12 protein-coding genes are annotated in these 18,025 nt (G+C 65.9%); 4 read left to right on the top strand and 8 right to left on the bottom strand.

What is annotated here, in order from left to right:
- The first annotated feature begins 173 nt into the window (after positions 1-173).
- On the top strand, positions 174-4,151 hold the full coding sequence (eccCa, locus tag ACWGI2_RS36220) for a type VII secretion protein EccCa (protein ID WP_453700092.1): 3,978 nt from the start codon (positions 174-176) through the stop codon (positions 4,149-4,151).
- A gap of 854 nt (positions 4,152-5,005) precedes the next feature.
- Here the strand turns inward: eccCa and ACWGI2_RS36215 are convergent.
- From ACWGI2_RS36215 to ACWGI2_RS36190, 6 genes are all read right to left on the bottom strand, one after another.
- A complete protein-coding gene (locus ACWGI2_RS36215) occupies positions 5,006-5,224 on the bottom strand; it encodes a hypothetical protein (protein ID WP_453700091.1) in 219 nt (72 codons plus the stop codon).
- Positions 5,225-5,379: 155 nt separating this feature from the next.
- Complete coding sequence (locus ACWGI2_RS36210; RefSeq protein ID WP_453700090.1) at positions 5,380-5,940, bottom strand: hypothetical protein; 561 nt, start codon at positions 5,938-5,940, stop codon at positions 5,380-5,382.
- Between the two features lie 182 nt (positions 5,941-6,122).
- On the bottom strand, positions 6,123-6,425 hold the full coding sequence (locus ACWGI2_RS36205) for a WXG100 family type VII secretion target (RefSeq protein ID WP_453400866.1): 303 nt from the start codon (positions 6,423-6,425) through the stop codon (positions 6,123-6,125).
- Positions 6,426-6,481: 56 nt separating this feature from the next.
- Complete coding sequence (locus tag ACWGI2_RS36200; RefSeq protein WP_453400867.1) at positions 6,482-6,820, bottom strand: WXG100 family type VII secretion target; 339 nt, start codon at positions 6,818-6,820, stop codon at positions 6,482-6,484.
- Between the two features lie 57 nt (positions 6,821-6,877).
- Entirely contained in the window at positions 6,878-7,969 is a 1,092-nt protein-coding gene (locus ACWGI2_RS36195) for a S8 family serine peptidase (protein ID WP_453700089.1), read from the bottom strand.
- A gap of 1,774 nt (positions 7,970-9,743) precedes the next feature.
- On the bottom strand, positions 9,744-10,217 hold the full coding sequence (locus ACWGI2_RS36190) for a hypothetical protein (RefSeq protein ID WP_453700087.1): 474 nt from the start codon (positions 10,215-10,217) through the stop codon (positions 9,744-9,746).
- A gap of 1,037 nt (positions 10,218-11,254) precedes the next feature.
- Here ACWGI2_RS36190 and ACWGI2_RS36185 point away from each other — a divergent pair.
- The 3 genes from ACWGI2_RS36185 (at position 11,255) to ACWGI2_RS36175 (ending at position 14,690) form a co-directional block, all read left to right on the top strand.
- The gene (locus tag ACWGI2_RS36185; RefSeq protein ID WP_453400870.1) at positions 11,255-11,680 is read left to right on the top strand and encodes a hypothetical protein; all 426 of its coding nucleotides are present in this window, start codon (positions 11,255-11,257) and stop codon (positions 11,678-11,680) included.
- Positions 11,681-11,690: 10 nt separating this feature from the next.
- A complete protein-coding gene (locus ACWGI2_RS36180) occupies positions 11,691-13,982 on the top strand; it encodes a hypothetical protein (RefSeq protein WP_453700085.1) in 2,292 nt (763 codons plus the stop codon).
- Between the two features lie 423 nt (positions 13,983-14,405).
- Positions 14,406-14,690, top strand: a complete 285-nt coding sequence (locus ACWGI2_RS36175) for a hypothetical protein (protein WP_453700084.1) — start codon at positions 14,406-14,408, stop codon at positions 14,688-14,690.
- 390 nt (positions 14,691-15,080) lie between these two features.
- Here ACWGI2_RS36175 and mycP read toward each other — a convergent pair whose 3' ends face one another.
- Both mycP and eccB read right to left on the bottom strand, forming a co-directional pair.
- Positions 15,081-16,328 carry a type VII secretion-associated serine protease mycosin gene (mycP, locus tag ACWGI2_RS36170; protein ID WP_453700083.1) on the bottom strand — a complete coding sequence of 416 codons (1,248 nt, stop codon included), beginning with the start codon at positions 16,326-16,328 and terminating at the stop codon, positions 15,081-15,083.
- Positions 16,329-16,346: 18 nt separating this feature from the next.
- On the bottom strand, positions 16,347-17,879 hold the full coding sequence (eccB, locus tag ACWGI2_RS36165) for a type VII secretion protein EccB (protein WP_453700081.1): 1,533 nt from the start codon (positions 17,877-17,879) through the stop codon (positions 16,347-16,349).
- Positions 17,880-18,025: the final 146 nt, after the last annotated feature.

Here is an 18,025-nt window from a genome sequence, read left to right as displayed (position 1 = left end):
CGGTCAGTTGAACAGGCGGCTCTTCGGCCGGATTAGCAGGTGCTCACGCGCACATCCGCACCCTACCGCCGACCGGTCACCACCTGTATCAGTAGGATCACACAGCGGCCTGCGTCCGCCTGAAACGGGGCGGCGGACGGAACACCTCGGCCCTGTAGGGGAATTGGTGCGTAGTGAGCCACATCGTCGTGAAGCGCCCACCTCGGGCTCTGCCGTCTCAGGTGCCCACCGAAGAAGTCGTGCTGCAGCCGCCGCCCGAACTGCCGCGTGGGCAGCAGGAGGGCGCGATGATGCAGCTCCTACCCATGCTGGGCATGGGCGGCTCCGTGGTGTTCTTCTTCATGCCCAGTTCGCATCCGTTCATGAAGATCATGGGCATGGTGATGGTCGCGTCGACGGTGGCGATGTCCGTCGCGATGCTGATCCGCTACCGGCGCGGGACGCAGGGCGAGTTGGCCACCATGCGGCGCGACTACCTCCGCTACTTGAAGCAGACCCGGCGGAGAGCCCTGGATACCGCGAGGGCGCAGCGCGACGCGCAGTACTACCTGCACCCGTCGCCCGAGCAGCTGTGGGCCCTGGTCGCCGAAGGCAGCCGGGTCTGGGAACGCCGCACGGGGGACGAGGACTTCGGGCAGGTGCGCGTCGGACTCGGTCCCCAGTCGCTCGCCACCCCGCTCGTACCGCCGGAGACCGCGCCGGTGGACGAACTGGAACCGCTCACCGCGGGGGCGATGCAGCGCTTCCTCGCCGCGCACAGCACGCTGGAAGACCTGCCCATGGCGATCTCTCTGCGGGCCTTCTACCACGTGACGGTCAGCGGTGATCCAGACACCGTCCGGGCAGCGGCCCGGGCGCTGACCGGCTCTCTCGCTTCGCTGCACTCCCCCCAGGACCTGGTGATCGCCGTCGCGGTGGGGAGGGACGCCGCTCCGGAATGGGAGTGGTCCAAGTGGCTTCCGCACTGCCAGACGCAGGGCAGCGCGGACGGTGCGGGCAGCCGACGCTTGATCACCGGTGACCCGATCGAGCTCGAGGCCATGCTCTCCGCCCGGCTGCAGGGGCGCCCCCGCTTCCACCCCGGCGGAGCGCACGTGCCGGACGAACCGCACATCGTCGTCGTACTCGATGGTCTTTCGCTGCCTCCCATGTCGGTCCTCGCGTCCCCTGAGGGGCTGCAGGGAGTGACGGTCCTGGAGGTCGTGCCGGGAGAACTGACGGGCGGGCGAGGTGGGCTGTCCCTCGTCGTCCAGCCGAGGTCGCTGCGCATCGAATCCGGACACGGCCTGGTGTACGAGGGCACGCCCGACCTCCTCTCCTACGAGGCCGCCGAGGCGCTGGCCCGGCAGCTGGCCCCGCTGCGGGTGGCATCGGGCGGGGACGACGACGAACCGCTGCTCGCCAACCTCGAGTTCACGGATCTGCTGAGCCTGGGCGACGCGAACTCGGTCGACACGGCCCGGACGTGGCGCCCGCGCGCGCAGGCCGAGCGGTTGCGCGTGCCGATCGGTGTCGGCGAGGACGGCCGCCCCGTGATGCTGGACCTCAAGGAGGCGGCGCAGGAGGGCATGGGCCCGCACGGTCTGTGCGTGGGAGCCACCGGTTCCGGCAAGTCGGAGCTGCTGCGCACTCTGGTGCTCGGCCTCGCGGTCACCCACTCCTCCGAGAGCCTGAACTTCGTCCTTGCCGACTTCAAGGGCGGTGCGACCTTCGCCGGCATGGCGCAGATGCCGCATGTCGCCGCCGTGATCACGAACTTGGCGGACGATCTGACGCTCGTCGACCGCATGGGCGACTCCATCCGCGGCGAGCTCAACCGGCGTCAGGAGCTGCTGCGCGACTCGGGCAACTACGCCAACATCCACGACTACGAGAAGGCCCGCGCGGCCGGTGCCCCGCTCCAGCCGATCCCGTCCCTGGTGCTGGTCATCGACGAGTTCAGCGAACTCCTCACCTCCAAGCCGGACTTCATCGAGATGTTCGTGCAGATCGGCCGTATCGGCCGCTCCCTCGGCGTGCATCTGCTGCTGGCCTCGCAGCGTCTGGAGGAGGGTCGGCTTCGCGGCCTGGAGACGTATCTCTCGTACCGCGTCGGTCTGCGGACGTTCTCCGCCGCCGAGTCACGTGCGGCGCTCGGCGTACCGGACGCGTACCAGCTGCCGAACGTGCCCGGCTCCGGATACCTGAAGTACGGCACGGACGAGATGGTGCGCTTCAAGGCGGCGTACGTCTCCGGGGTGTACCGCTCGGGATCGGAGCAGGCCGCCGCCTTGGGCGGGCCACGGCCGGTGGACCGCCGTCCGGTGCTGTTCACGGCTGCCGAGGTACCCGTGCGCTATGCCGCGGCGGCGGCCGTGCCGGAGCCGCGTACGCAGTCGGCGACTGACCCGGACGACGCACTGGCCGACACCGTCCTCGATGTCATCGTGCGCCGCCTGGAGGCACAGGGCCCGGCGGCCCACCAGGTGTGGCTGCCGCCGCTGGACAGCCCACCGTCCCTGGACCAGCTGCTTCCGGGGCTCGCGACCGTGCCGGGGCGTGGGCTCACGCAGCCCGGTTACGAGGGAGCGGGGCGGCTCGTGGTCCCCCTCGGTCTGGTCGACAAGCCGTACGAGCAGCGTCGTGACGCGCTGTGGTGCGACTTCTCGGGCGCGGCGGGCCACATGCAGATCGTCGGTGGCCCGCAGTCCGGCAAGTCGACGTTGCTGCGCTCACTGATGGCGTCCTTCGCCCTCACGCACACTCCGCGTGAAGTGCAGCTCTACGGCCTGGACTTCGGCGGCGGTGGCATGGCTGCCGTCGCCGGCCTCCCGCACGTCGGCGGGGTCGCCTCGCGCCTCGACCCCGAGCGGGTGCGGCGCACGGTCGCCGAGGTGTACGGCGTGATGACGCGCCGCGAGGAGTACTTCCGTACGTCCGGCATCGCGTCGATCGCGGACTTCCGGGCGCGGAGGGCCCGCGGTGACATCTCGGTCGCCGACCAGCCGTGGGGCGACGTCTTCCTGATCATCGACGGATGGGGCAACTTCCGCTCGGATTACGAGGCCTTGGAGCCTGCGGTCCTGGACATCGCGGCGCGCGGCCTCGGTTACGGAGTCCACCTGGTCCTTTCGGCATCGAGGTCGATGGAGGTCCGTGCGAATCTCAAGGACCACCTCATGAACCGCCTCGAACTGCGCCTCGGCGACACCATGGACTCCGAGTTCGACCGCAAGGTCGCCGCCAATGTCCCGGCAGGGGTGCCGGGCCGGGGCCAGTCCCCTCAGAAGCAGCACTTCATGGCGGCGGTCCCGCGCATCGACGGGCTGTCGTCCGACACGGACCTCGCTGACGCCACGGCCACCCTGACCGCCGAGGTGTCCCGCCACTGGACGGAGCCGGGCGCACCGAAGGTCCGCCTGCTGCCGAGGGAGCTCCCCTCCGACCAGCTCCCGCCGGGCAACGTCTTCCCCAACCGTGGTGTGTCCTTCGCTCTCGACGAGACCAACCTCGAACCGGTCTTCGTGGACTTCGAACAGGACCCGTTCTTCTTCGTCTTCGGCGAGAGCGAGTCGGGCAAGTCGAACCTGCTTCGCCTGCTGATCACCCGCCTCACCGAGCGCTACAGCGGCGACGAGTGCAAGCTCTTCGTGGTCGACAACCGCCGCTCCCTGCTCGACGTGACCCCGGCCTCGCACCTGGCGGAGTACATCCCCATGTCCAACGCCATGGACCACCACATGACGGCGCTGGCCGACCTGATGAACCGCCGCACGCCGACGGCCGACGTCACCGCGCAGCAGCTCCGGGACCGCAGCTGGTGGCGGGGCCCTACGGTGTACGTGATCGTCGACGACTATGACCTGGTCTCCACGTCCAGCGGCAACCCGCTGGGCCAGCTCACCGAGTTGCTCCCCTTCGCCCGCGACGTCGGCGTCCGCTTCATCATCGCGCGGTCTACGGCGGGCGCGGGACGTGCGGCGTACGAACCCTTCATGCAGCGGATGAAGGAGCTGGGCGCGCAGGGGGTGGTGCTCGCCGGGGACCCGGGCGAGGGCGACATCCTGGGCGGCGTGCGACCGCGGCCGATGCCGGCGGGGCGGGGGACCTTCGTCTCGCGGCGGCGGGGGAAGCCGTTGGTGCAGACGGGGTTGGTGGCTGGGGAGTATTAAGGGGATCAGGCTGATCAGGACCGTACGACAGACGCCGTACGGCAGGGGAAGGGGGACCGAATATGACTGCCCTGGCTAGCACCGAACTTCAGATACTTACGGTGGAGACCGTGAGCCCTTCGGAAGCCATCTGCACGGTGCGGTGTCTAGCGGGAGTCGCACGAACCGAGCAATCATTCAGCGTCAGGAGCGCGGCTCACGTACCGACGTCAGAAGTCCTATACGTCGAGCTGGATTGGATAGACCGCTACCAACGGCGCGTGGACTTCTTCGATCCTCCCCACGGAGCAAAGGTCGCCTTGTCGGGGGTGGGAGTTCCTGCCCTGCGCCTGGGCATGATCATCTCCACTTCCGGCGCGTGAGACAGGAATGATCCGGGTCCAGGCGTATGTGGCGCGTCCCCCAGAGGGCTCCAAGTAGGTAGCGCGAGAGGTTCATTGGAACGTCAGGAAGTGTCCTCTGCGTCATGGCCGAGGCAGAGGACCAGGAGTCGGAGCAGCACGTCAAGGTGCGCTAGGCGAGGAGCGTGTCGAGATCGCTTACCTCCCCGAGGGAGTCGTGGCCATGCCACGCCAAGCCGCGGTCGGCCTATAGCCCGCCGGGATTCCGCCCCGTCTGTCAACCACCCAAGCAAGCCGCCCACTTGACGAGTACGGCTCCGGCAGATCTACGTCCGTGCCAAGCTCGGCGACGGCATCAATGCGGCTCTTGGGTGTTGCTGTCATCGTTCCGCCGGGGACCTATGCGCGCTGCGCCTAGTCATCCGCCGATCAGTTCGGCAACTTCAGGTTCGTACAGCCGTGCTGCTTGGCGGCGCGTTCGGCGAACGCACTCAGGGATTTACTGAGGAACTCTCATTGCGGATCGGCGAACTGCGTGGCGTTGATACGGAAGGCCGCCCGTGTGGCGCCTGGGCAAACAGCGCTCGCCCACGCGCCATCCCGGTCGATGCCCTTGGCCGCGTCCCGTGAGCCTGATTCACCGGGTGCTGACAGCAGGCGCTGGGCATAGGGTCCGAACGCGGCCTCCAGCTCGAAGAGGGCTGCGTCCCACCCCTCGGTCTCGCCCAACACGCAGACTTCCAGCGGCGGTGCCCGGCGCGTCGGTCTCCTTGAGCCAGTGGATTCCATCGCGCTCACGGATCGGTATGCCGCGACAGGTTCCCCTCGCGGCATACGGGGAGGGCTGCCCTTCTGGCGCAGGCACCGATGGGATCGGTCCTCCCTGATCAGCCGTACAGGAACCGGTTCGCCGCCTTGCTCGCGGTGGCCGCCGCGAATTCCCCCGCAGCGCGGGCCCCAGTCGAGTCCTCGTGCGGCTGGTCGCTCGAAAAGGTCACGACGCCGGAAGCGGGTCTGTTGCTGCAAGACAGCACAATGCTGGTGTTCAGCATGTTCGTGTAGCCGTGCCAACCGCCGCCCAGAGGCAAGGGTAGATCAGCATTCTCGGCCGACGACAGCTCCGAGAAGATGTCGTCCAGGCCCGAACCAGACGGGCGAGCGTCGTGGGGCAGCAGACCGACGATCAGGGTCATGTCTGCGACACGGCAATAGCTGAAGCGGTGGTGACCGTAGCCACGCTGCATGTCACGCGACAAGCCGGCCCTATCGAAGTGAGTGAAGGCTGCCGACTCCTCGAGAGGAATCAAGCCGCCGCAGTACTCAGCGAGTCGGTCCTCATATCGCCACTCCTTGCCGGTGTCACTCAACCAGTACCAGCCGTAACCGATACCGACGACGAGTGCCAGCGGCAGAACGGCATACAGGGCAGCGCCGCGTACGAACCCCACCCGCCTTTCTCCCCTTCCTCGCACTGGCGGCCAGAATCGCACCTGCAGACTTTCGGAAATCCGGCGCCACCGCACTACGCGGCATTCTGGAATGCGGCCGTTACTGCCTGGCTCGCATTGCCGACGAGTCGGGGTGGGCATCTCCCGCGAATGCCCACCCCGGACCTGCGTAATGCTCAAGATCACTGGAAGTAGCTGGCGCCCTTCAGGTCACCGCCGCGGTAGTCGCCGCCGGCCTGGCCGACCTTCTGGCCGATGTCCACGAGGGCCCGGTGAATCGCCTCGACGTTGTTGTCCCATTCCTTCTGCTTCAGGACGTACGCCCTGTGAGCCTCTCCCTCCCAGCCCTCGGCCACCTTCGCCACCGCCCGCTTGATGTCCGCGAGGTCGGCCTCCAACTGCTTGGCCTGAATGCCGAGTTCGGTCGTGATGGCGTCAAGGCCGCCGTATTTGACCGCGAGCTCGTCCAAGTGAACGTTTGCCATGCCTACCCCGTTTCTCAGTAGTTGTGGGGAACGTCTTCCCCGCTGGGATCAGTGCTTCAGTAGCTGCTGATGGCCGAGTGCTTGCCGCCGTGTTGCACGTCAATACTGTTCATCGTCGACCGGACCTGGTCCTCAAGCCCATCGGCGATTTTCTCGTTGTCGTTGATGGCCTCCAGGAAATCCACCAGGATCCTCCCGATCGCCTGCATGCGTTCGTTGATCTCGGTCTGCTTCTTGTCGAACGCGTGCGCGCCGATGCCTCGCCAGTTCACCTCCATGGTGTCGAGGGTGCCCTGGAGACGCTTGAGCTGCTGCTGGACCGATTCGTACTTGCCCACGATCTCTTTCTTCAGCAGCGCCACTTGCTGGTTGTTCAACTTCTGGCCTTCAGCCACGACTGGGCTCCCTTCTTGAGCATTTGTTGGTATGCGTCGAGTGATGCCGCGCCGCGCTCAGGCTCTGCGGCGGGCACGCATCGTCATGAATGCGATGCCACCGATCATCACGACGGCAGCAGCAGAACCGAGGATCAACCACAGCTGGCTATCGCCTTCAGCGGACTGCGATCTTGAAGCCGCCGCTGCGGCTTCACCACCCGTAGATCCCTTCGAGGGCTTCGACGAGGCTTTTTCGGAAGGAGAGGGCGAAGCCTCCTTGCCTGACCCGACACCGGGAATCTTCTGGTTGGTGAGAGGGTCAACATCCGCAGGGCCAGGGTCCCCCTTCCCCTCCAGCAAGTTGGGAGCCGGCCGGACCAGGCCATAACCGAGGTACATACTCGGATCGTTCTTCGGCCAGTCGCGGCCCGCAGTGTCGATGAGGACGCGGAGGACCTGGTTGGCGGTCCAGTTGGGGTGCTTGGACCAGATCAGGGCGGCGGATGCGGAGGCGATGGCTGTGGCCGCGCTCGTTCCATCTCCGTCGTCGCAGTACGAGCGGAAGGTCGCATCGCACCATGTGGGAAGACCTAGGCCCGGGGCCGCCAAGTCAACGTAGTCACCACGTTCAGAGAACTTTGCGACCTTGCCGGACTTGTCCGCAGCGGAGACACCCGTGACAGATGGGTAAGCGGCGGGATACCCGATGAAGTTTTTCTTCTCTCTTTCATTCCCGACGCTGGCAAACATCAATTTGCCCTTCGAGGCCGCGTACTTCACCGATTCCTCCTCATCTGGATACATGTAATCAGATCCGAAGGACATGCTGATGATCTGGGCGTCACTGTCGGCTGCGGCCCGAATTGCTTCGGCACTCCGGCTACCCTCCTTCCCGAACTTGTCGCCCAGATTTGTGCGGAAAGACACGACTTCCGCTCCGGGCGCCAAACCCTTGATCCCCCCGCCTCGGCCGGATCCCACGATCAGCTCCGCCATCGTGGTTCCATGCCTGTCGTAGTCATCCAGTGACCCACCGGGCAGATCCGTCACGTCCTTGCCCGGCTGCACACGACCTTCAAGGGAGGGAGTCTTCGAGACCCCCGTGTCGATGACCGCGACTTTGATTCCCTTGCCAGTGCTGACTTTCCACAGGTCATTGGCACCCATGGCATCCAAGTGCCACTGTTGAGACTGAACGTCGTCGGCAACAGCGCTCGGGGCCAACGCAACTGACACGAGGGCCAACACACCGACTGTCGAGCCCACGAGAGCGGCAAATCTCCGTGCTGACCCCGAAAACTGCTCGACCCATTGGCCATGTCGGTCGAACTTTGGCTCCATGCCCTGCACGTCCTCGCTCGCGATCAGTCGATTACCGGCGGCACTTGCCGTCGGCTGCTAGGCAGATGTGTTTCCTCATCCTCAACCAGGTGCCCCGGCCGCTGCGCGCCCTCGTCCTCGTCCCGATCAGGGCGTTGTCTGTTGCTCCCAGAGCCACGCACCAAGCCTGCTCCACCAGCAGTGAACCCGTTACTGCCGCCCCCGCGGGTGGGCACACGCCCCCTGGGAGCCCCGACAACACCATCTGCATTAGCGGTGGATCGGCGAGGCGACTGCCCCCCACTGGCCGGGCGACCCTGGGGTGTCGCTCCCACTACCCCGCGCTGGTTTCCGCCTCCACCTGTGGTTCTCGAACCACTAGTGCCCTCAGCGCCAATGACCGGGCCGCGCGACACCCGAGACTTGCTAGGGCTCGGCACCGGGCCGGAGGCAGGCCGCCCCCCGACAACGCCATTGGCGCGTCCCGCACCAGTCCCGGGCATGCCAGAACGTGGGCCCACTGCTTCGCTGGGTCGAGGCGTTCCTCCGGTTACAGCACGCCCCAACGGCGGCTGCCCAGTCACCGTCGGGCCACTGATGCTTCTTCCCGGGGCAGGCTGTCCTGCGCGTCCAATCGGACCCGAAGGAGCACGTCCAGGACCAGCAGTCGGCCCTGACGGGCCCATGGTTCTCCCCTGAGCCGGGAGTGAAGTCTTGGGACCTCCTGCGGGCGCTGAGGTCCGAGTCACAGGGCCACTGATCGCAGGGTTCCGAGGACCGCCCACGAGGGGAGGAACAGGTTCACCACCAATACCCGTTGGACCAGGGCTTGGAGGCGGCGAACCGGGTGCCGGGCCAACGGTTTGCGGCGGCAAGGTACCGACACTGTCAATCTCCGTGCCAACAGACTGGTCCGGGGTGGCGATCGGACCACGTTCGGCGACCCGGGGCGGCGAGGTGTCGTTCGAAGGTGCGGGGTCTGACATCGCAGCGTCGACGGGAGCAGGAGCGATCCGCTGAGGTGCAGCGGGAAACGCAGCGGAACTCGCCGCCTCCCGGCCCCGACCACCAAGACCATCACCCCTGCCCACAGGCCTCGGCACTCCCACATTCGGCATAGCCGAGAACGTAGGCGGCTCCTGGTCAGCCATCGAGTGCTGCGACACCTGGTAGAACGACGACAACCGGTTCATCTGGTTGATCGCCTCTTGGCGATGGTTCTCCGCCTTGGCCGCAGCGTCGTACTCCGCATTGCCGTCCACCCGCTTGGGGGTGGGGATGTCCTCGACCATCTTCGGGTCGGCCCGCTGGTCCCGGGGCGGCATGGAGCTTCGGACGGATGCCAGCCCGGCACCCGCGGATGCGATGTGAACGCTGGCAGTGTCAGCGAACTCGGAGAGCTTATGCGTGTCCTTGACGAGGTTCTTGCCCCACTTGCGGAACGCCTCCCCCGACTCGCCTTCCCAGTCGACGCGATCGATGTGCTCGCCGAGCTCTTTGGCGGCCGCGGCAATCGCGTTGCGGGCCTTCTTGAGGGCCTCGCCCGCGCTCTCCAGGTCTGCGGGGTTCGCTTGTTCGACCAAGTCGATCATGTCGTTGAGGCGGTGGCCTTCGAAGCTCATCAGCGCCACCCGGAGTCAGAGCCGGCGTCGCCGTTACTACGCGGCGAGTCAGGCGTGCCGCTCCGCTCGCGCTCATCGGACAACTGCTCGCGGCGGACATCGGTCTGGATCGCCCAAAAGCGCTGCCGAAGGTCCTCGTCAAGATTGTCGAAGCCGACGTCCGCGCCATGCACCGCAATACCCATAGCGTCGATCTGGTCACCGAGCATCTTGGAGAGCGAGGTCAGCCGCTCGTGAACCTGGTCGTACTGCGAGTACAGCCCATCGGCTGCGGGGAACGAGCTCCCCCCACCGCTAAAAGACCCCCGGGAGAGCTTGTACCCCCCAACCTTGCTCGAACCGCCCGCCGAACCCTCGAACTCCGTCAGCAGCGTGTTGACGCGCCGACGAAAGGTCTTCAGCGCCTCCAGCCCGCGCTTGAGGTCGGCGCCGGATGACGGCGCGGCGCCCCCGCGCCCATCTGTAGCAAGCACGATGCCTTCCCTCCCCGTTACCGGCCCGCCCTGATCGCTTTACGATCTCGGTGGCTCGGTGGTCACTTATCGCGCACGCGTCACTCTAGTCACACACACTGTGACTACCAACTGATCTATGTGCCACACCGGGTTGAGAACCAGCCATCAGCCGAACTCTCACAGGCCCCGCGGACAAGGCGCAACTGTTCTCCGTGGGAACCCGCTACCAGTCAAGACTTGGTCGCTTGCGAGTCCGTGACGCCGCAAGGCGACTAACTTTTCGGTGCCTTGCTGTTGGCCGCAGGTCACACACTGCCACCTCTGCCCCCATGGAACGACATGTCCTCCACTCCACCCACCTGAGTACACCTACTCAGCTTCGCCGGGCACAACTATCGCTACTCTCACCAGGGTTCAGCTGAGCCAGCAGCACTGGCACCCCTCCACTGCACTCGAAGGAAGGAGACCATGCATGGCGTGGGACGAGTGGGAACATCTCAAGCCGGCAGCGGCCGAGCAGCGCACAGCTCACATGCAGCTCGACGAGGTGCAGGCCGACGGACGCGAGGTTGGCCCATCCAACAGCGGGAGCAGTGGCGCTGGCACGCTCAAGCGCAGCGCCAGCCCTTGGACCAGGGCAGCGAAGACCGCGGGTGACCTCGAGTCCAGCACGACCAGATCAAGAACCGACGTCCACTCGGCCCCCGGTGGCATACCCATCCTGGAACCCGAGGCCGACCTGCCCACCATCTCCCACGACGATCTTCACAGCCCACCCACCGACCGACGTCGACAGCGCGTCCTGGGCCTCCTTCACCCCGGCCCCGACCGCCACTGGCACCCCCGCGGCCTCGCCCGCCACTCGGCTACGGCCCACCCTTGCCGTGACCTGCCGCCGCAGGCGGATCACCTGGCCCGTGGCACCAGAGAGTTTCAGTGGCCGACAGGGCTTGGCCATCTCTTCACCGTTAGCCCTTGCAAGCAACTCTCCATGATCCATAAGGTTTTGCGGTCCGAACGTGTCCGGACGATCTCTACAGACGGGGGAATCTCAGATGGCCTGGGCCGAATGGGAGCAGTTGAACGCGGAGGCCACAGCGCGTCGGTCCAGCGGGATGCAGCTGAACGGTCAGCCCGCAGAAGGCGGGGGTGTAGGAGGCAAGGACCTCGTCGTCCGCGACAACGAGCTCGGAAAACTCGGCAACATGGCCTACGACCTGCGAGAACGCTTCCGCGTGGACAGCGACCACGCCCGTCAGAGCACGTTCGACGCCTCCATCGAGCTCTTCAACGACGGTCTGGACACCGGCTCCGCACTCACCGAGCTGCACGATGCGTGGAACAGCAAGACCAAGGTCCTCAAGGAAGCCTGCGCGCACATCTCCAACGGGCTCGACTTCACCCGCTCGCAGCACGCGAAGGACGAGGTCGATATCGAGACGTCACTCAAGGCCTCCGTCATTTCCAGCTACTTGACGTGAGGAGAAACAGGTGCTGACCGTAGAGGATCTGACGCAGCTGCGTCTCGGCAGGCTGCAAGAGGCCGTCTCCGACTGGGAGGCGATGGTGGGAAAGCTCCAGCGCCTGGCCGCCGGCAAGGGCGAGGGCATCACCGCCGGAGAACTTGCCCAGGCGGCGAACGGCGCCGTTTGGAGTGGCGACAGTGCCACCGTGACCCGCGAATTCGTTGACAAGACCGCGAAAGAGTTCAGCCACGCGGCCGCCGAGGCCAAGACCATCCTCGGGCTGCTGCGCGACACACACCACGACTTTGCCAAGCACCGCAGTGATCTCAAGGCGGCCATTGCCGACGCGGAGAAGCGGAACATCTACGTCGCGGACGACGGTACGGCAACCTCGGCTGCACCCCCGCCGGCGGTCACGAAAGGTAAATCACTCGCCCCCACCCAGGAAGAACTGGACGCGGCGGCCGAGCGCGTCTCGCGCATCCTGTGGGAGGCCACGGAGACCGATCGGATCGCAGCCAAGGCCTTGCGTGACATCGCGAAGAACAAGAACGACTTCAGGACCGGCGGGCCCAAGGATCTCGAAGAGGCGGACAGGCGGCAGGGCAAGAAGGAAGCCGAGTACTGGGCGAAGAAGATCAAGGAAGGGAACGTCGGGGACTGGAGCGACGCCAAACTCGCACGTTTCAACGAGGCCCTGCGCAACCAACGCGACAACGAGCAGTTCACCGCCACACTCGCCACATCCCTCGGCGGCGAGGGCACCCTCCAGTTCTGGCGTGACCTGGCCGCTCCGGCGGGCACCGACATCGAGGGCGACCGGGCAAAGATGCTGGCCCATGTCCAGGACAACATGAGCATGTCCCTCGCCAACGCCACCCACGTCGACACCGACGGCATGGACCAATGGAAGCGCGACGTCGTCGCAGCCGGGGACAAGCAGTTCCCGATCCGGCAGGGTCTCGAAGGGCCGTACGGTTTCCAGGTGGCGAGCAGCCTGATGCAGAAGGGCAAGTTTGATTCCAGCTTCCTCAATAGCTACGGCAGCGAACTGATCAAGTTCGAGCGTGAGAAGGGGAAGGACGAGACCCTAGGGAACCCCGACTTGCTGTGGAGCGACGACACGCAGCTGGACTACCCGCCCTCGGACAAGGGGAACGACCCGATGGCCGGCTTCCTGGAGGGCCTGGCGCACAACCCGCAGGCATCCGCGGAGTTCTTCAACGGCTCCACGGACACCAAGGGCCTGGAGAAGCTCGACAATTTCGCGTACCTCACGGGTGAGGAGCAGAAGAACAGCGATGGTGAGCCGATCGACGTCCGTAAATGGCCGGAGGACGAAGAGGGTAAGCAGCTCGGGTACGCGAACCTGGGGCATGCTCTGGAGTCGGGGACGCTCGGCTACGCGTACGACGACAAAACCCCGGAGATTCCCCCGCTGAAGACAGAGGCGGACATCGCGGCACGGGCTGAGCGGACCGACCTGATGGACAAGGTCGTCGACCACTACAAGAGCGCCGAGCTGATCGACGGGCAGCCAGGAGTGCGGGACAGTCTTGCGCGGATGGCGGCGGGGCATGTCGACAGCCTCACCTACTCGGTGAGCGACTTCGGGGGCAGCCGGGGTCCGGCCGGAATCGACGGACTACTCAACGCTGAAGAGAAGCGTCTGGTTGATTTCGGTTCTTCCGATTCCACAGGGTTCCTTCGCGCGCTGGGATCGGACCCGGATTCCTACGCGACGGTTTCCGGTGCGCAGCAGGTTTACGGTGCAAGCCTCATGGCGGCCCAAGGCGACAACCACAAGGCCGCAATTGATGCAGGTGGGTACAGCCTGCTGGTGCACGGCATGCTCGACGAGTCCCGTATGGAGGCCATCGGCAAGGACTTCGCCGACGACGAGACGGCGCGCAACAAGGAGCTGGAGAAGCAGGCGGAGTGGCGCAAGTTCGCCGCGAGTGCCGCGATCGGCACGGCAGTGGGCGTGGGAGCAGCCACTATCGTCCCCGCAGGTGCCGCTGCCATGATCGCCGTACCGCTTGCTTTCGAGGCTGGCGGTGGGGCGGCGGAGACGGCATGGGCGACCAGCACCATCGACTGGCTTGAGGCCAAGGAGTACAGCAACGACCAGGAGGCCATCAAGAGCATCGACGAGGCGCATGAAATTGGCAAGGACAATGCCATGACACCCATCGTGAACTATGCGGAGTCCAAGGGGATAGTTGGCGAACCTTGGCGTGCTGAAGAGCCGGATCTACGCACAATGTACATGCACGGCGCGAGGCAAGCGGACACCGACAATTCGAGAGGTCACTGAATGAGAAGGCGATGCGCCGGGTTCCTCGGCCTGATGGCCCTTCTGCTTGGCGCCGGTGGCTGCACCAGCGCGGATGATGGAAACGCTCGTGACGATCGTGCGACAGCGGAGCGGGAAACATGCGAGAAGCTGCTTGGCGATGAAGGCCTGAAGTGGATAGAGAGCCGCACCGAAAAGGATTCGTTGAAAATGACCGGCCCGGCAAATTTGACGGAGAACCGTACGGACTTCCGTAAGCAAGTGCTGGAGGCGCCGAAGAAGTACGAACCGCTGCGTTTCAACTCATCAAGAGCATGTGTGGCGAAGCGAGCTACGTCAAAGTATGGCGACAAGTCTCTCTCTGTCTCATACGGGCCATCTGAGTTCCCGTTTAATTACGACTTCGGGAGATCCCCTAGGTCCGACCGCGACACCAAGAGGACCGTGATCAGCGTCGGGCCCGATGTGAAGCTGGCCTACTGGGAACACCATCTCCTCGGCGAGATGCAGTACTACGTCTACGTCAGGTGTGGAGTACCCGGAAGCCCCGGGTCCCAGCTGAATGAAGTCCCGTTGGAAGGGCGCATGACGGACCACCTCACCACGGACCCCAGCACCCGCACCCACCTCCAACATCTGATGCACTCCGCCAAGGTGATGGCCGACGCCTTCAACTGCACCAACAAGCCCAAGATCCCCTCGACCGTCCCCGCCTCCGCGAAGGACTGAGAGGGGGTTTGAGGGCTGCCAGCCTTCAATATCCTGACATGTCGACAGGGTGCCCGGACGGTGAGAGTTGCCTTGACCTGGGCGAACACAACCCACTGAGCGAGGACCCCGGCGGGAAGGCTCCAGCGTCTGGGGTTTGGGCCGTGACTGGCTCTGCCCAAGAACCTCACGTACTCCTCCTCATCCGGACAGTGCTGAACTGCCCTGGGGTTCGTAGCGGCCGAGGTCTGGGACCACGTCCGACTCTCCAGCGGCTACTGCCCGTAGTTGCCCAGGCGCATGGCATCGGCTCCGGGAGCACGGCTTGGAATTGGGCGTCCGAGAGTGAGACGAGCGCCGCCGGATTAAGAGTCCATGGCGTGCAGCCGTACACGAATCCGCGCCACGGGCCTATCTGGCTCCCAGACCCCGCCGCCCCCGCCGCCGCCAATCCCGCACAGCCACCCCCGCCCCAGCAAGCCCCGCCACCACAACCCCCGCCCCCACAGCCACGTACGTAGCGATCCGCGCCGTACGCTCCTCTGACGTCTCACCGAGGTGGAGTTCAGCGGGAGTTGGGGCCTTCGCGCGAGTGATGGCCTCCTCGGCCCTCGGGGTCTCGATCGGGTGCTCGTCCTCCGTGAGGGCTCGGACCGGGTCCACCACTCCCCAGCCGACCAGGCGGTCGTGGCCCGCTACCGAGCGTTCCGCTGTCTGTTTGATCTGGGCCGTGATCTGGCGGGACGTCCAGTTCCTGTGCTTGGACTTGATCAGGGCCGCCACACCCGCCACGTACGGGGCCGAGAAGCTTGTGCCGTTGTCCGAGCAGTGGCCGCCGTCGGGGACAGTGGAGATCATGTCCACGCCCGGGGCCGCCACGCCCACGAACTCGCCCGACTGGGAGAACGCGGCCCGTTCGTTGTTCCGGTCCGATGCCGCTACCGCCAATACGCCTTCGTAGGAAGCCGGGTAGGTCCGCTTGACGTTGCCGCCCAGGCCGTCGTTGCCTGCGGAGGCCACGATCACCTTTTCATCCGCCAGCGCCCTGTCCACTGCCCGTTTCAGGATCGGGGTCGGCTTCACGGCGTTGGCCGTGTCCTGGGAGATGTTGATGATGTCCGCGTCGGCGGAGACCGCGTAGTCGATTGCTGCCGCGAGGGTCTCTGCCGTGCCGTGGCCCTCCGCGTCGTTCTGCTGGATGGGGATCAGCGTCGCGTCGGGGGCCAGGCCCACGAAGCCGGTGCCCTCGGCCGGGCGGGCGGCGATGATGCCCGCCACGCGCGTGCCGTGACCGACCTCATCCGTCGTGCCGTTCTCCTTGCCGCGCTTGATCTTGTCGCCGTTCTCGTCCTTGATGTTCTTGGGGAGCAGGTTGCGGCCCTTCGACACGTCCACCGCACTCTTGATCTGAGAGTTCTTGACGTCCACCCCTGTGTCGATCACCGCCACCCGTACGTCCTTTCCAGTGGACTGACGCCACAACTCGTCCAGGAGAACGCGCTGCAGTGCCCAGGGGCGGCCCTCGTATTTCTTGGACGGGAACGTGCACTGCTCCGCTCCCGCGGCTGCCGCGGGAGACGCGGCGAACGCCGTCGTCATCACTGTCAGGGCTGCTGCCGTGGCCGCTGTCACGCGCGGCCACCCGTATGCGTACGTCATCGTCGGCGTCCCTCCGGCCTAGGAACCCTGCGGCTGGCGTGCCGCCGAGGTCGAGAGACGCGGGCCCGTGGGGAGGAATGTGGACCATGGGGCCGGTACCGGAGTCACGTCCGTATTCGCGTAGCCCAGGCGGGTCTGCGCCTGTCGCGCCTCTGCCTGCTGCTGCTTGCGCTGCTTGGCCGTGGTGCCGATGCCCTCATCGTTCGTCGCGCTGTCGCTGTTGGACTGCATCGCGTAGCGCAGGCCCGTGTCCGTGGCGAGGAAGACGCCGCCCACCTTTGGCTCCGAGCCCGTGAACTGCCGGTACAGCAGGCCTGACCCAGCCGTGACGTACGCGCTGGACGAGCCCGTGGGCAGCGTTGCGGGGAAGTCCGTTCCCGCCCATGTGCTGAGCGTGGTGTCGCCGTCGTTGCCGTCCACCTTGCGCAGGACATTGCAGACGGTATTGCGGCTGCCTGCGTCGGCGGAGGCTTCGTTGGTGGCCTTCGGCGCATGGCTCGGCCACTTGTACGACGCGTCGAATGCCTCGCGGTCGGGGGTGAAAGCGCCGGTGCTCAGGTCGCGGGCGTGGCCGTCCTGGCGCAGAGAGAGCAGGTCGCGGCTGCTGAGAAGCAGTTTCGCGGTGAAGTCGGAGACCGGGGCGACCCGTCCGCGCTCAACGACGTAGTGCTGCATACCTGCCCCATCAGACGCCTTGAGGACCATGCCGACCCTGTTCGCCTGTTGGTCCTGGAGGCCCTCCACATTGGCCGGCGCTCCGGGAGTTCCCTCCACCTTCGGGTAGGAGATCGGGTCGCCGTAGTGCAGCGTGTCCAGCCACTCCTTGGACACCCGCTGCGGTTGACGGCCTGAATCGACGATTGTGCGCAGGAGGAGTTCGAGCCGTTCCCGTTCCGCGATCCGGTACGCCATCCCGTGAGCGTCCACCACGTAGCGGACCTTGTCTGGCCCGACGACGTACAGCAGCTCACCACCGCGCAACCGTTCGCTGCCCTCGGTCTTGTTCTGGTCGCGCTCCGCCAGGATGAACGCGGCCTTCTGGATCGCCCTGCCGCCCTCGCCCGGACGCTCGCACACCGCCCATCGCTTGGCGGAGCCAGCCTCGGACTCGGAGGGCAGGCGGTCGGGAGCGTACGGAATGCCGATGGTGGCCCCGTGCGGGATCTTGCCCTTGTCGAGTACCGATTCGTCGACGTTGATGACGTCGCCCTTGTCGGCGTCGAGGAGGAGCTTCGCCGAGGCCATGTTGAGGACCGGGTGCAGTTGGCGCTTGCCGTCCGTCTTCAGGACCACGTATCGCGTCGTGGACTTGCTCGCGATGATCACGTGCTCGTTCGGCTTGTCCCAGCCGGGCTTGGCCGCCGGTTTGAACATGCCCCACGCGCCGAAGACGGCGAGGACGATCACTCCGACGATGATGCCGGGAACCACGCCACGCAGCGGGCGAGGTGCGCCTTCCTCCGAACCCGATGGTGACGGCTGGATGAAGGACGCCAGCGTGCGGCGCTTCGCGAAGGTGTAGGCGTTGAGTTCGTCCCGCCGTGATGCCATGAGTGTCTGCTTCTCCCCCGTGCAGCGCCGGGGGCACGCGACCCCCACCCTCCGTTGTCAGACCCGGCCCCTACTATGCCTGTTGAGTAATCGCGCGTGTGGGGTGGGTAAGGTTCCCAGGCACTCCTGGGGTGCATGTTCCTTGA

This window comes from Streptomyces sp. NPDC054866 (assembly GCF_053610745.1).
The sequence above is the reverse complement of the archived record's forward strand: the minus strand, read 5'-3'. Positions and strand labels throughout refer to the sequence as shown.

Bases quoted from the DNA above. Each gene is read 5' to 3' on its own strand.
- ACWGI2_RS36205 (WP_453400866.1), bottom strand. From the start codon at position 6,425: ATGGCAAACGTTCACTTGGACGAGCTCGCGGTCAAATACGGCGGCCTT.
- ACWGI2_RS36195 (WP_453700089.1), bottom strand. From the start codon at position 7,969: ATGGGTGCCAATGACCTGTGGAAAGTCAGCACTGGCAAGGGAATCAAA.
- ACWGI2_RS36185 (WP_453400870.1), top strand. From the start codon at position 11,255: ATGGCCTGGGCCGAATGGGAGCAGTTGAACGCGGAGGCCACAGCGCGT.
- mycP (WP_453700083.1), bottom strand. From the start codon at position 16,328: ATGACGTACGCATACGGGTGGCCGCGCGTGACAGCGGCCACGGCAGCA.
- eccB (WP_453700081.1), bottom strand. From the start codon at position 17,879: ATGGCATCACGGCGGGACGAACTCAACGCCTACACCTTCGCGAAGCGC.